This window comes from Flavobacterium branchiophilum NBRC 15030 = ATCC 35035 (assembly GCF_002217205.1).
In the GTDB taxonomy this organism is placed as follows: domain Bacteria; phylum Bacteroidota; class Bacteroidia; order Flavobacteriales; family Flavobacteriaceae; genus Flavobacterium; species Flavobacterium branchiophilum.
Window position 1 is genome coordinate 1 of sequence record NZ_MUGT01000138.1, and the last position, 13,097, is coordinate 13,097.

Sequence of the window (13,097 nt, forward strand, 5' to 3'; positions counted from 1 at the left end):
TGTATATTTGGTATAAGATTAAATGTCGTTAAATTAATGCTTATCTAAACGACATTGGATTATAAATATAATATTTAATTTAATAAATATTATTAAGATTTTTTTATAATTAGGTTACTCCCTCCCTCTCAAACCACCTTAATATCATATTTGTCCAACAAACCTATCAAACCGTAGGCGGCAAATTGGGCTTTTTTCAAACTATTGATGGCGGGATCAATCTTAAAATCTTGGGCGGTTACAAAGTTGGCCGCATCCAATTGGGTGTTGTAAAATAGGGCGTTGGTCAATATACACGATTCAAACAAAGCACCTGTAAGCACGGTGTGGTCAAAGGTTGCTTCTTTGAGTGTGCAAGATATAAAGCGGGTTTTGGGCATTTTTTTGTTAGTAAAATTGGAAAAATCCAAAATACAATTGGCAAACGACACCTCAAACAAAAAATCTTGACACCGATGAAAAGCAAATCCCAGCATTTTGCAAGTTTCAAATCGAACGTTTTTCAAACTCGTTTGATGGATACCTACCATCGACAAGTTGCAGTGGATAAAATCACAATCGACAAAGGTTGTTTGTGTCCATTGTGCTTCAGAAAAATCGCAATGTTCAAACACACAACATTCAAATTCGGTTTGTTCAAATGCTACCGTTGATGTGGTTTGTTTGTTAAATGTTTGGTCGTATATCAGCTGTGCCATATTATTTGTTTAAAATAGATTGGTATGCTTTAACAAAATCGGTTATCAAATAGCCTATTAATTTACCTATCAAGTGGTTGTTTTTGGCTTCGCCCAAATCTGGAGCCCCTTCGCAAATGTGCAAATAAGCTACATTTTGATTTTGTCCAAAATAAGTTACAAATCGTCTCAACTCTTCTACAGAAAAACCACTCAGCGTCATGGCACTCGAAGCAATATTGGGCAAGGCATCTAAATCTATTTCAAGTCCAAAAGTATCGTCTTTTATAAAATTGAGGGCCAACTGCATTTCTTGCTCAAAATTTTTAACTTTTCTAATGTTGATTTCATCATACGTATTAAAACGCACTCTGTTTTCAAGTTTTTTCAAAATGTCTAAAACATTTTTGGATGTATAATTTTCATGTAGTCCAAAGATAAAATATTTTTTCAAAAATCCTTCGTCATACGCATAATGAAAACCATTGCCGCTGTGTCTGCCTTCAAGGATTCTAAAATCGGAATGGGCATCAAAATTAATGGCATTGATAGGTTTGCCCTTTGCCAGCGCCGTCCCTTTGATGTTGCCATAAGCATTGTTGTGTCCGCCACCAATGATGATGGGTATTTTATTGGCTTTGACTATTTTTGATATGATATGGGCCACTTCTTTGTCTATTTTTTCTACCAATTGGTTCAAAGTTTTTCTGTCGGCACTTTGATTATAATCCAAGCCTTCTACGGCTTTCATTTCTTCCAATACGTCCAACTGACCTAAAACCAATAGAGAACTCCCTTTACAAAATCGATTGTGTTGAATATTGGCTATGCTGCTAATGGCACTACTCCATGCCGAGGCGGCTCCTGGCCTGCCATAATTGGCCCTAACGCCAATGTCTTCTGGAATGCCAATTATCACAAATTTTGCCTCAGATTTTTTTATAAATTCATATACATCAGCTCCTTTTGGAACAACCAACATTTTTTCGCCAAATTTTACTTCGCCTATTCTAAAATGGGTAACTTTTGCCAAATCTGCTGTTGAAAAAGGGATCAACTTATCCATAGTATGCGTTGTGTTTTGATTGATTTTTCTATTGTTTTCGAGTGCCAATGCAGCCCCAATTTTTATAAAAAACAAAAACCATTTTCCGTTTCAGAAAATGGTTTATTGATACTTAACTATCTTGTTTACGATACATCTACCGTTGTTTGTTCTGCAATTTTTTTGTAAGTGCCGTTTTCTAATTTTTCCCTAATAGCTTCAAATGCAAACAAGGTTTCTGCAATATCTTCCAATGTATGTGTGGCCGTAGGAATCATTCGCAATAAGATCATTCCTTTTGGTATTACAGGATATACTACTATCGACAAAAATATACCGTAATTTTCTCTCAAATCGTTCACCATAACCATAGCTTCTGGTATAGAGCCTTCCAAATATACAGGAGTAACACACGTGTTGGTATCGCCAATATTAAATCCTTTGGCTTTCAATCCGTTTTGAAGTGCATTTACATTTACCCATAATTTATCTTTCAATTCCGACGAATTTCTCAACAATTCCAATCGTTTCAACGATCCAATTGTTTGAATCATAGGCAAGGCTTTGGCAAACATTTGCGAACGTAAATTGTATTTCAAATAATCAATTATATCTTTGTCTGCCGCTACAAAAGCACCAATATTGGCCATCGATTTTGCAAAAGTCGAAAAATAAACATCTATACCCTCTTGGCACCCTTGCTCCTCGCCTGCTCCAGCTCCTGTTTTGCCAAGTGTTCCAAATCCGTGTGCATCATCAACCAGCAATCTAAAATTGTACTTGTCTTTCATAGCCACAATTTCCTTCAACTTGCCTTGCTGTCCTCGCATCCCAAAAACACCTTCGGTAATAAACAAAATACCTCCACCAGTTTCTGTGGCTAATTTTGTAGCTCGTTGCAAGTTTTTTTCCATACTTTCCACATCATTATGTCTGTATGTAAATCGTTTGCCACTATGCAATCGAACACCATCTATAATACAAGCATGAGCATCTACATCATACACAATCACGTCGTTTCTAGTAACCAAAGCATCTATAATAGACACCATCCCTTGGTAACCAAAATTCAACAAATAAGCCGATTCTTTCATCACAAAAGCAGCCAATTCTTGCTCCAATTGTTCGTGGTATTTAGTGTGCCCGCTCATCATCCTTGCTCCCATAGGATAAGCCGCTCCATAAGCCGCTGCAGCCTCGGTATCGGCCTTACGCACTTCCGGATGATTGGCCAAGCCCAAATAATCATTCAAACTCCAATTCAATATATTTTTGCCATGAAACTGCATTCTGGGCCCCAACTCACCTTCCAATTTAGGAAAAACATAATAACCCTCTGCCTGCGAAGCCCATTTGCCCAACGGACCTTTATTATTTTGTATTCTTTCAAATAAATCTTTTACCATAATTTATAAAAATTGTTAAAACGATGCAAAATTAATGATTAATATTCAATAAACAACCATTTAACTCATGCTAAAATTCCAAAAAAAATTCAACCTATCAATACGTTACCTCCAATAACCCCCAAAAAAAAGAGCTTCAATTGTTCTTTTTGGGCACCTATTCCGCCTTCCACTCCCGCTTTTTTTTCTTGCCGCAAAAATGATAACCCCATAGCGGCAAGAAAAAAAGAGCTCCGTTCAAGTCGGGGTGCGGGGTTCGTGCCTATTCCAAAACTTTTTTTTCAACCTCCAAAGGGGGTTTTGTATTGCACGAATATAGTTTATGAATATGGTAATCAAAAGGATTATTTCACAATATTTCATTTCTTTTGCAGTTCAATGAACGTTGTTTGAAACCGATACGACCCTTGTAGTAACGCCCAAAAAATGTAATGCTATTGGTTGTTTTATGTAAAATTTAGCCAATATAAAAACCTTTCACTTGATGAATTCAAAAAAAACATTTTTTTTTGATGCAAACCATTGATTTTCAACAAGATTTATTTTTTATTAAAAAAAACAGTCGCCAAACATCACACTTTGGCACACCTTTTGAAAGATGCTTATCAGCAAACCAATTGGATACGAGCAAGCCGAAAATCGAAAGAGTAAGCATGATTTTTTTACAATCAAAAAAAACAAGTAATACGATAAAAATAGTCCTATTTACTTGTTAAAAATTAATAACCATTAAATCAAATAGCCATGAAAAATTTTACATTTTTAGCATTATTACTACTTGCCAATAGCCGTATTTTTGCCGCAGATGTGGCTCCAACCATATCAAAATGCAACCAAAATACACCAAGCTACAGCATACAACCCCTTACATTCAACGAAAAAGGCATCGACTTTTATGTATTTCCCGACGGCACTTTTGATTTTAACACCAATGCCAACTGCGGAAACGGTAGCTACTATTACAAATCTGCGGGACGTAGAGTTACAACCCCTCGTCCAGAGCCAGCAGGAGTATATATAGAGCAAGACAACTTTGGAAGAGTAAGAAGAGTGGGCAACACATTCATCAATTATGATGCTTATGATAGAGTCAATCGTATAGGAAGTATTTTTTTAAGATACAACCGTTTTGCACTAGAACAAATTGGTGGTTTACGCCTTATTTATGACAGATATGGCAATATTGTAAGTCAAATTGGAACCATAAAACCAAGAGCATTTTACAACGGCTATGCTCCAAACCATGGATATGCCAACAATTATAGTCAAAGCAACACCTATTATGGGCCAAATGGTTACCAATCACCAAGCCAAAACAACGGAGGGTACTATTACAAACAAGCCGATAACAACAACGTTTCTGAAGGAGAATCTTTTGAAAACATCAATTTTGAAAAAGAAAACAAATTGATTAGCGAGGAAAAATCAAAAAATTTAGACAGAGGAAACAGAGAAAGATAATAATTTTAAGTTTTTTTAGTTGGTTGAACGTCTATTTAGAAAGCAATTTTTAAATAGACGTTTTTTATTTTGTTTCATAAAAAAACTGTAAATTTGCATTAAAAATAAGTATAATGACGTTTAATAAACAACAAATACTCGATTGGTGCAACCAACATGCTAAAAACACCTTAATGGAAACCCTAAACATCCAATATATTGATGCAGGCGAAGGTTTTTTGGTAGCCACCATGCCCGTCAATTCAAAAGTACACCAACCCATGGGACTCTTGCATGGTGGTGCCTCCGTAGCATTGGCAGAAAGTGTTGGGAGTGCCGCTTCGATGATTTTTGTCAATCCAGAGGTTAGCGAAGTTCGAGGGATAGAAATTGCCGCAAACCACTTGAAGTCCAAAAAAGAAGGACTTGTTACTGCAACTGCCCGCATCATACATCAAGGCAAAAGTATTCACCTTTGGGAAATCAAAATTACCGATGAACAAAATCAATTAATTTCTATTTGTAAACTAACCAATATGGTACTTTCAAAAAGAAAACAATATCTTAATGAAAAATAAAAACGATGGATCATTTATTGCAAAATGCAGCCATTCAGTTCAAAAATAAACGCCCATTTGTATTGTACAAAAAACCATTTTCAAATCAAATGGTTGGGATGTTTCAACAAGATACTACTTGCTATACCACATCGGAATTTACCGAGCAAGGTTTTGTTTTTTGTTCATTTGATGGTTCAAATGCCATTTTAATACCAAAAAACAAATCAAAATTATTTGTTGAAACTATTTCAACGGTAGATCAAAAAAAAACGAACAACCAGCTTGTTGAAGCCTCAAATACTAACAAATCGGATTATATCCAAAAAATAGAACATGCCATAGCCCGTATTCATCAACATGAATTTACAAAAATAGTACTTTCTAGAAAAGCAGTTTTTAAATTAAATACTTACGATGTTTTCGATTTATACAGCAAAATGATTGATTTATATCCCGAGGCTTTTGCTTATTGCTGGTTTCATCCACAAGTTGGACTCTGGATGGGGGCTTTTTCAGAAAGGCTTTTAAAAATAGAAAATCAACAATTTGAAACCATGTCTGTGGCAGGTACTCAAAAAAACAACCCACCATATCCAATTGTATGGCATGAAAAAGAAAAAGACGAACAACAAATAGTAACCAATTACATCATTGAAAACTTAAAAAATGAAGTAAACACTATCGAAGTTCAAAACCCAATAACACTAAAAGCAGGAAATTTATTACATTTAAAAACTACTATTAGTGGTACTATAAAAAACGAAAGTGCTTTACATCACTGGATCAATATCCTACACCCTACTCCAGCGGTGTGTGGTTTTCCAAAAGAGCAAGCCAAAAAATATGTATCGTTACATGAAAATTATAACAGAGCATTTTATTCGGGTTTTTTAGGAGAAATCAATTTCAATAGCATTAATAATCAACAAGATACAGATTTGTTTGTAAATTTACGATGTATGCAATTACAAGACAACCAAGCCATATTGTATGTTGGTGGCGGCATTACAAAAGACAGTAATCCTGAAAAAGAATGGGAAGAAACCCAAAATAAACTGGAAACAATGAAACGGATTTTTATATAAATTCTTAAAAAAATGATGAAATTAGATATTTTAGCCTTTGGAGCACATCCTGATGATGTAGAATTAAGTTGTGCAGGCACTATTGCCAAAGAAATTTCGCTGGGCAAAAAAGTAGGCATTATAGATTTGACCCAAGGAGAATTGGGCACACGTGGATCAAAAGAAATTAGAGCCCAAGAAGCCCAAAATGCAGCGGCAATATTGGGTGTTTCTGTTCGTGAAAATTTACAAATGCGTGATGGTTTTTTTGAAAACAACGAAGCAAATCAAATGAAAATTATTCAAATCATTAGAAAATACCAACCTTCGATTGTATTATGCAATGCCATTCAAGACAGGCATATCGACCACGGAAAAGGTAGTAAATTAGTTTCGGATGCTTGTTTTTTAGCGGGTTTGGCCAAAATAGAAACCATTTATGAAGGACAACAACAACAACATTTTAGACCAAAAGCGGTGTACCATTATATCCAATGGAATCCCATAGAACCAGATTTTGTGGTAGATATTACGGGTTTTTTAGACATCAAAAAAGCAGCCATTTTGGCCTATAGCTCACAGTTTTACAACCCCGATTCAAATGAAATCGCTACACCTATTTCGACTCAAAATTTTTTAGAAAGTATTGATTATCGCACAAAAGACTTTGGAAGACTCATTGGTACCGATTGTGCCGAAGGATTTACTACCGAAAGGTATTTGGGAATCAATAGTTTACAAGATTTAATCTAAAAAATGTGATTTTTTTTCATTTTTCTTTTGTATAATCAAACAATTGTTTTATATTTGCACTCGTAAAACTGGTGGTTGTAGCTCAGCTGGTTAGAGTAGCGGTTTGTGGTGCCGCGGGTCGCCGGTTCGAACCCGGTCAGCCACCCAAGAATACCTTAAAGCCTTGATAAAATCAAGGCTTTTTTTTGTGGCTTTTTATTTCAAATTATTCAAATTTGTTTCGGGTACAATTTCTATTGGTGTTTTATTTTTTTCAAATAATCGTGCAGTCAATGGCCCTTTCAGTACAATATTTTTGCCTTGCACGGCTAACCAACTGCCCTCTCGAAGCCCTAACACGGGTATAGCATTGTATTGATGAAATTCGGCAATACGTGTGGCACGGGTTTCGCCCATGTGTGTCCCGTTTTCGACAGGATCCAAGTAGTGAGGGTTCAAATTAAAGGGAATAATGCCCAACGTTTGAAAACTTGGTGGATATACAATAGGCATATCATTGGTGGTTTGCATGCTTAATCCTACAATATTACTCCCCGCACTTGTACCTAAATAAGGTGTTCCTTGTGCTATTGCTGTTTGCAGTACATCAAAAAGTTGGTGTTTGTAAAGCTCTGAAACTAACAAAAATGTATTGCCGCCCCCAGTAAATATGCCTTCAGCAGCTAAAATAGCTTGTTGATAATCATCAAATTGATGCAAGCCTATTATTTTTTTTCCTATTTTTTGGAATGCTAATGCTACATTTTCCGTGTATTCTTGATGCGAAATACCGTTGGGTCTTGCAAAAGGTATAAACAATATGGTGTTTGCTTCGTTAAATAAAATTTGAAGTTCTGGATACAAATATTCTAAATATGCCGACCCATAAATTGTAGAAGAACTGGCAATTAAAGCGTTTTTCATGTTGGTAATTTTTTTAGTTTTAAAAATATAAAAAAGATACAAAATTCACAAAATTATTTATAATTATATAAAATATTACATTTTTAATTCTAAAATAACTAAAAAATAAATATTTTACGCATATAAATAAGATCGTAAAAATCAATAATAAAGATAATTTAAGTTGATCAAAAGTACTGTATTTTAAAGAATTAACAAAATTTTAGAATACAATTAAGAAATTGGAGTGCAAAAAAATATATATTTACTTTTTTAAATTAATTAAAATTCCAATAGCATTTATAATGAAACAAATAACTACATTTATTATATTTTTATATTCATTTACTTCTTTTTCGCAGCAAATAAAAACCATTCACGGAAGGTTACAATCTGATGATTTGCCCGCAATTGGGGTGGATATTATCAATTTGAAAACAGAAAAAAGTACAAAATCCAATAACGATGGAACTTTTATGATAAATGCAAAAGAAGATGATATTATAGTATTTGTTTCTAAACAATATGAATATAAAAGATATATTATTGACAAAAAAGATCTAACTAAAGACTTAATTATAATCCATTTAATACCAATTGCTCAAGTTTTAGATGAAGTTGTAGTACAAAAAAATGAGCTAGATGCAGTGTCTTTAGGTATTTTGTCTAAGCCAGCGACCACCTATACGCCTGCCGAACGTAAGTTGTTTACTGCAAAATCTGGTTTAATCGATCCGTTGATCAATTTACTTTCTGGCCGAACTAAAATGCTAAAAAGGCAAGTTGCTATTGAAAAAGATGAAATGGCATTGACTAAAGTTGAAACAATTTTTGAAGATAAATATTACACAGAAACCCTTCAAATACCTGGAGATTATATTAAATCTTTTCAATATTATTTGATTGAAGATACCGAATTTAGAAAAGCTTTGAATGCCAAAAACAGAAGCATGATGAAATTTTTGATGACCAATTTAGCAACACAATATTTAGACATTTTAAAAAATGAAAATCAAGATTAATCTGTTTTTACTTCTTATTTTTCTTTCAAACACACTATTGGCGCAAATTACTAAAGTGGTTAAAGGGCAAATCATGTCTGAAAATAAACCCGTAATAGGCATCCAAATTATCAATTTGACTACCGAAAAGAGTACAACTTCCGATGCAAACGGCGTTTTTACTATTGCAGCACAAACCGATGATTTATTAGTATTGAGTTCCATTAATTATAATTATTATAGAAAAATTATAGACGAAAAAGATTTTAATCAACAAGTTATCATTACTTTAGACAAAAAAATAGAGCAATTAGACGAAGTTATTGTAGAAAATAATAGCATTACAACTGAAAATTTAGGAATAGTAAACAAAAATATTAAAAAATACACTCCTGCAGAACGCCATTTAAAAACGGCCACGGATTGGAATTTTGTAGCGGTTTCCATGAGTTTGGATCCATTATTGAACTACCTGAGTGGTCGAACAAATACTTTAAAAAAAGCATTAGAAACCGAAAAAAAAGAGTTGCATTTGGGCAAATTAAATTTTTTGATTTCAGACGAATATTATACTAAAACACTTCAAATAGAACCAAATCAAGTGATGGCTTTCAAATATTTTTTGATTGAAAATACGGCTTTTAAAACTCAAATGCAGTCCAAAAATATACAAAAATTGAAATTTACAATGGTTGAATTGTCCATACAATTCAAACAGTTGTTACAAAGCAACCCTTCAAAATAAAAAATGTTATTATACTAAATATCTACAGATTATGAACAAAAAAACAATACTCATTATCATAACTGCATCCTTATTATTGTGTTTCAATGTGCATAAATTTTATGTTTCGATGTATCAAATTAATTTTGTGCCACAAAAAAAACAAGTTCAAATTACTTGTCGATTGTTTATAGACGATTTGAACGAAGTATTGTATAAAAAACACCATATAAAAACACCTATTGGAGACACTTCCGAAACAAAAGAAGCTAGTGTTTTGTTGAAAAATTATTTATTTGAAAATATCAAAATTACAATTAATGGAACCCCAAAAAACATGGTATTTCATTTAAAAGAAATAGAAGATGATGTGTTGATTTGTTATTTGAAAATAGTTGATATTCAAACCATTAAGAAAATAGAAATAGAAAATAGAAGTTTTTTAGAACTTCATCCCGATCAACAAAACATCATTCAAACCCAGATTAATAATCAGAAAAAAACATTATTGTTTACCAATACCTATTTTAAAGAAGTTATTAAATATTAAAAAAATCAATGCTTTTATTATCAAAAATGAATTAGTATATATAAAAAAATAATATATTTGTATTTTGTTTAAAACAATAACACTTAATTATCCATACAACATCCATCATAAAAAAAATTATTTATGAAAAGCAAGTTATTCCTAATTATTTTATGTATCACCTATTCAGGTTTCATCGAGGCACAAGAGACTAATGAAACAGCCAAAACGAAAGTTTCGGGACACGAAGACCGAAACAAATTCAGACAAATGTATGATCTTTTGGCTACACCTAATATGTATAGAACCGCATCTGGAGCACCCGGTCCAGAATATTACCAACAACAAGCGGATTACAAAATGGATATTGAATTGGATGATAAAAATCAAAAATTATATGGTTTTGAAACCATTACCTATACCAATAATGCCAAAGAGAGTTTGGAGTATTTGTGGTTGCAGTTAGATCAAAATATTTTGGCCAAAGATTCTAAAACACCATTGGTGGAAAATTCAAAAATAGATCCCTCTATTTCTGTATCTGGATTTTCTAGAAAATATTTAGAAGAAAAATTTGATGGAGGTTTTAAAATTGAGTTTATAAAAGATGCCTTAAACAATCCAATATCTTATACCATCAATCAAACTATGATGCGAATTAATTTATCAAAACCACTTGCTCATGGTCAAAAAATAATTCTTAAAATCAAATGGCAATACAACATCAATAATTACATGATAGAAGGCGGAAGGTCTGGATATGAACATTTTAGCGATGGCAATAATTTGTATGTTTTAGCTCAATTTTATCCACGAATGGCCGTATATAACGATGTAGAGGGCTGGCAGAATATGCAATTTTGGGGAACAGGTGAATTTGCTTTACCATTTGGAAATTTTGAAGTAAACGTAACCGTTCCAGCAGACCATGTGATGGAAGCAACAGGAAATTTACTCAACAGAGCCGAAGTATATACTCCAGAGCAACTGAAAAGATATGAATTAGCACAAAAAAGTTTTGACAAACCCGTTGTAATTGTAACTCAAGATGAGGCCATGCAAAACGAAAAAGGATTTGCAGACAAGAAAAAAACTTGGAAATTTAAGGCCGATAATGTGAGGGATTTTGGTATTTCAACCTCTCGAAAATTTATTTTAGACATGATGGCTGTTCAATTATCAGAAAAAACAGTAATGGCAGTTTCCTTATATCCAAAGGAGGGCAATCCACTATGGGAACAATATTCTACAAGAGCCGTGGCTCATACACTCAAAAGTTATTCTAGCTACACTTTTGATTATCCATATCCAAAAGCCGTATCTGTAAATGCACAAGATCAAGGTATGGAATATCCGATGATATGTTGGAATTTTGGCCGACCAGAAGCCGATGGCACCTATTCGGATTTTGTAAAATATGGGATGCTAGGTGTGGTCATACATGAAGTTGGGCACAATTTTTTTCCAATGATTGTCAATTCTGATGAAAGACAATGGTCTTGGATGGATGAAGGTTTAAATTCTTTTATGCAATATTTAGCAGAAAAAACATTTGATCCAAAATTTCCTTCAAAAAGAGGGCCTGTTAGCAAAATTATACCGTATATGAGTGGCGATCAAAAATTTTTGGAACCCATAATGACCAATTCCGAAACCATACACCAATTTGGCAACAATGCGTATGGCAAACCAGCAACAGGACTTAACATTTTAAGAGAAACCATCATGGGACATGAATTATTTGATTATGCTTTCAAAACTTATGCTAACAGATGGAAATTTAAACATCCAACTCCCGAAGATTTTTTTAGAACAATGGAAGATGCCTCTGGAACAGATTTGGATTGGTTTTTTAGAGGATGGTTTTACACCACTGATTTTACAGATATTGGCATCAAAGAGGTCAAGCAGTTTGTGGTTTCAAACGAAGCCCAAAAAGATTTTGTAGCTCCAGAAGTGAATAGAAAAAATAGATTTAAAACATCTGGGCCACAAGTTTTTTTGAACGAAGTAAGCACAGAAAACCCTCTTAAACCTCTAGTAACAAGCGAAATTACTGCATTAGATGCCTTTTTGAAAGCCAACTTTACGCCACAACAAATAGCCCAACTGAACACACCAAAGTACTTTTATCAAGTAACTTTTGATAAACCTGGTGGTTTAGTTATGCCGTTAATTGTTGCCATAACGTATGATGATGGTACTACTGAAAAGCAAACTTTTCCAGCACAAATTTGGCGCTTGAACGATGCTTATGTTACAAGAACATTTGCAACACAAAAATTAATTTCAAAAATAGTGGTCGATCCAAATGCCGAAACGGCCGATATTGATACATCAAACAATGTATGGCCAAAACAAGAAGTAAAATCTAAGTTTGATTAAAATGAAAAAACGGTTTATTATTGGGCTATTGATAGGGCTTTTACCAATAGTATTATGGTCTCAATCCATAGACAAAACCATCAAATTGAAGGTTGCTGTTATGCAAAATTTTGTAAAAAATGGCGACCAAGGCGAAACATTATTTTGGCAATCCAAAGGAAAAATTACTTTTGGAATTGTACATTATACCGATGAACAAAATCCTGTTTTTAGAGATTTATTTATCAATCAATACAAAGAATTACTTGCTATTTATAAAAAAATGATTGTGTCTGAAGACGAAAAAGACACCAATTTATACATCAAAACACTAATAAGACAAGAAGAAGATTATAGAAAATTATTGACAACACAACAATTACAATTGTATTTTGGCAAATTTGAAGATTTAGAAAAAAACAATCCTACTGCATTTGATTCTTTTTCGTCTTTATTTTTTTCAAAAAAATTGTTAGAACTATATAAAACTAGTTTTGAATGATATACTTCGTTGATGTAAATCAGTTATTATTCAAGATATATTTTTATACCAAATATACATATAAAATAGTCCAATCTACTTGTTCTTTTTTGCTAAAATGAGTCAAAAAAAATAGTTCCTTAGCCCAGCTATGCAACGATTTTTTTTGAA

The 13,097-nt window shown here is 33.2% G+C and carries 13 protein-coding genes and 1 tRNA gene; 10 read left to right on the plus strand and 4 right to left on the minus strand.

Annotated features, from left to right (window positions below; all coding sequences use genetic code 11):
- Window positions 1–128: 128 nt before the first annotated feature.
- The 3 genes from B0A58_RS13620 to B0A58_RS13630 form a co-directional block, all read right to left on the minus strand.
- On the minus strand, window positions 129–698 hold the full coding sequence (locus tag B0A58_RS13620) for a pentapeptide repeat-containing protein (protein WP_014083736.1): 570 nt from the start codon (window positions 696–698) through the stop codon (window positions 129–131).
- Between the two features lies 1 nt (window position 699).
- Complete coding sequence (locus B0A58_RS13625; RefSeq protein ID WP_089081528.1) at window positions 700–1,743, minus strand: formimidoylglutamase; 1,044 nt, start codon at window positions 1,741–1,743, stop codon at window positions 700–702.
- Between the two features lie 125 nt (window positions 1,744–1,868).
- Window positions 1,869–3,128: an aminotransferase class I/II-fold pyridoxal phosphate-dependent enzyme gene (locus tag B0A58_RS13630; protein ID WP_014083734.1), complete on the minus strand. Its 1,260-nt coding sequence runs from the start codon at window positions 3,126–3,128 to the stop codon at window positions 1,869–1,871.
- 744 nt (window positions 3,129–3,872) lie between these two features.
- Here B0A58_RS13630 and B0A58_RS13640 point away from each other — a divergent pair.
- The 5 genes from B0A58_RS13640 (at window position 3,873) to B0A58_RS13660 (ending at window position 7,090) form a co-directional block, all read left to right on the plus strand.
- Window positions 3,873–4,589, plus strand: coding sequence for a hypothetical protein (locus tag B0A58_RS13640; RefSeq protein WP_089081520.1), 717 nt, complete (start codon window positions 3,873–3,875; stop codon window positions 4,587–4,589).
- 113 nt (window positions 4,590–4,702) lie between these two features.
- Window positions 4,703–5,146 (plus strand): PaaI family thioesterase, encoded by a 444-nt coding sequence (locus B0A58_RS13645; protein ID WP_014083732.1) that lies wholly within the window; start codon window positions 4,703–4,705, stop codon window positions 5,144–5,146.
- A 5-nt stretch (window positions 5,147–5,151) separates the two neighbouring features.
- Window positions 5,152–6,213 (plus strand): isochorismate synthase, encoded by a 1,062-nt coding sequence (locus B0A58_RS13650; RefSeq protein WP_089081521.1) that lies wholly within the window; start codon window positions 5,152–5,154, stop codon window positions 6,211–6,213.
- A gap of 15 nt (window positions 6,214–6,228) precedes the next feature.
- The gene (gene bshB1, locus B0A58_RS13655; RefSeq protein ID WP_014083730.1) at window positions 6,229–6,945 is read left to right on the plus strand and encodes a bacillithiol biosynthesis deacetylase BshB1; all 717 of its coding nucleotides are present in this window, start codon (window positions 6,229–6,231) and stop codon (window positions 6,943–6,945) included.
- 71 nt (window positions 6,946–7,016) lie between these two features.
- Window positions 7,017–7,090 (plus strand) — tRNA-His (locus B0A58_RS13660).
- Between the two features lie 50 nt (window positions 7,091–7,140).
- Here B0A58_RS13660 and pepE read toward each other — a convergent pair.
- Window positions 7,141–7,848 (minus strand): dipeptidase PepE, encoded by a 708-nt coding sequence (gene pepE, locus B0A58_RS13665; protein ID WP_089081522.1) that lies wholly within the window; start codon window positions 7,846–7,848, stop codon window positions 7,141–7,143.
- Window positions 7,849–8,132: 284 nt separating this feature from the next.
- On the opposite strand from pepE, the gene B0A58_RS13670 reads away from it, so the two are divergent.
- The 5 genes from B0A58_RS13670 to B0A58_RS13690 all read left to right on the plus strand — a co-directional run bounded on the left by B0A58_RS13670 (window position 8,133) and on the right by B0A58_RS13690 (window position 12,947).
- Window positions 8,133–8,849 carry a hypothetical protein gene (locus B0A58_RS13670; RefSeq protein ID WP_089081523.1) on the plus strand — a complete coding sequence of 239 codons (717 nt, stop codon included), beginning with the start codon at window positions 8,133–8,135 and terminating at the stop codon, window positions 8,847–8,849.
- A complete protein-coding gene (locus B0A58_RS13675; RefSeq protein ID WP_089081524.1) occupies window positions 8,833–9,573 on the plus strand; it encodes a carboxypeptidase-like regulatory domain-containing protein in 741 nt (246 codons plus the stop codon). The genes B0A58_RS13670 and B0A58_RS13675 overlap by 17 nt, the downstream gene beginning before the upstream one ends.
- Before the next feature lie 31 nt (window positions 9,574–9,604).
- Window positions 9,605–10,102 carry a DUF6702 family protein gene (locus B0A58_RS13680; protein ID WP_133063144.1) on the plus strand — a complete coding sequence of 166 codons (498 nt, stop codon included), beginning with the start codon at window positions 9,605–9,607 and terminating at the stop codon, window positions 10,100–10,102.
- Between the two features lie 123 nt (window positions 10,103–10,225).
- A complete protein-coding gene (locus B0A58_RS13685; RefSeq protein ID WP_089081526.1) occupies window positions 10,226–12,466 on the plus strand; it encodes a M1 family metallopeptidase in 2,241 nt (746 codons plus the stop codon).
- Between the two features lies 1 nt (window position 12,467).
- Complete coding sequence (locus tag B0A58_RS13690) at window positions 12,468–12,947, plus strand: hypothetical protein (protein ID WP_089081527.1); 480 nt, start codon at window positions 12,468–12,470, stop codon at window positions 12,945–12,947.
- Window positions 12,948–13,097: the final 150 nt, after the last annotated feature.

Coding starts and splice junctions, on each gene's coding strand:
- B0A58_RS13620 (WP_014083736.1), bottom strand. CDS start 698: ATGGCACAGCTGATATACGACCAAACATTTAACAAACAAACCACATCA.
- B0A58_RS13625 (WP_089081528.1), bottom strand. CDS start 1,743: ATGGATAAGTTGATCCCTTTTTCAACAGCAGATTTGGCAAAAGTTACC.
- B0A58_RS13630 (WP_014083734.1), bottom strand. CDS start 3,128: ATGGTAAAAGATTTATTTGAAAGAATACAAAATAATAAAGGTCCGTTG.
- B0A58_RS13640 (WP_089081520.1), top strand. CDS start 3,873: ATGAAAAATTTTACATTTTTAGCATTATTACTACTTGCCAATAGCCGT.
- B0A58_RS13645 (WP_014083732.1), top strand. CDS start 4,703: ATGACGTTTAATAAACAACAAATACTCGATTGGTGCAACCAACATGCT.
- B0A58_RS13650 (WP_089081521.1), top strand. CDS start 5,152: ATGGATCATTTATTGCAAAATGCAGCCATTCAGTTCAAAAATAAACGC.
- bshB1 (WP_014083730.1), top strand. CDS start 6,229: ATGAAATTAGATATTTTAGCCTTTGGAGCACATCCTGATGATGTAGAA.
- pepE (WP_089081522.1), bottom strand. CDS start 7,848: ATGAAAAACGCTTTAATTGCCAGTTCTTCTACAATTTATGGGTCGGCA.
- B0A58_RS13670 (WP_089081523.1), top strand. CDS start 8,133: ATGAAACAAATAACTACATTTATTATATTTTTATATTCATTTACTTCT.
- B0A58_RS13675 (WP_089081524.1), top strand. CDS start 8,833: ATGAAAATCAAGATTAATCTGTTTTTACTTCTTATTTTTCTTTCAAAC.
- B0A58_RS13680 (WP_133063144.1), top strand. CDS start 9,605: ATGAACAAAAAAACAATACTCATTATCATAACTGCATCCTTATTATTG.
- B0A58_RS13685 (WP_089081526.1), top strand. CDS start 10,226: ATGAAAAGCAAGTTATTCCTAATTATTTTATGTATCACCTATTCAGGT.
- B0A58_RS13690 (WP_089081527.1), top strand. CDS start 12,468: ATGAAAAAACGGTTTATTATTGGGCTATTGATAGGGCTTTTACCAATA.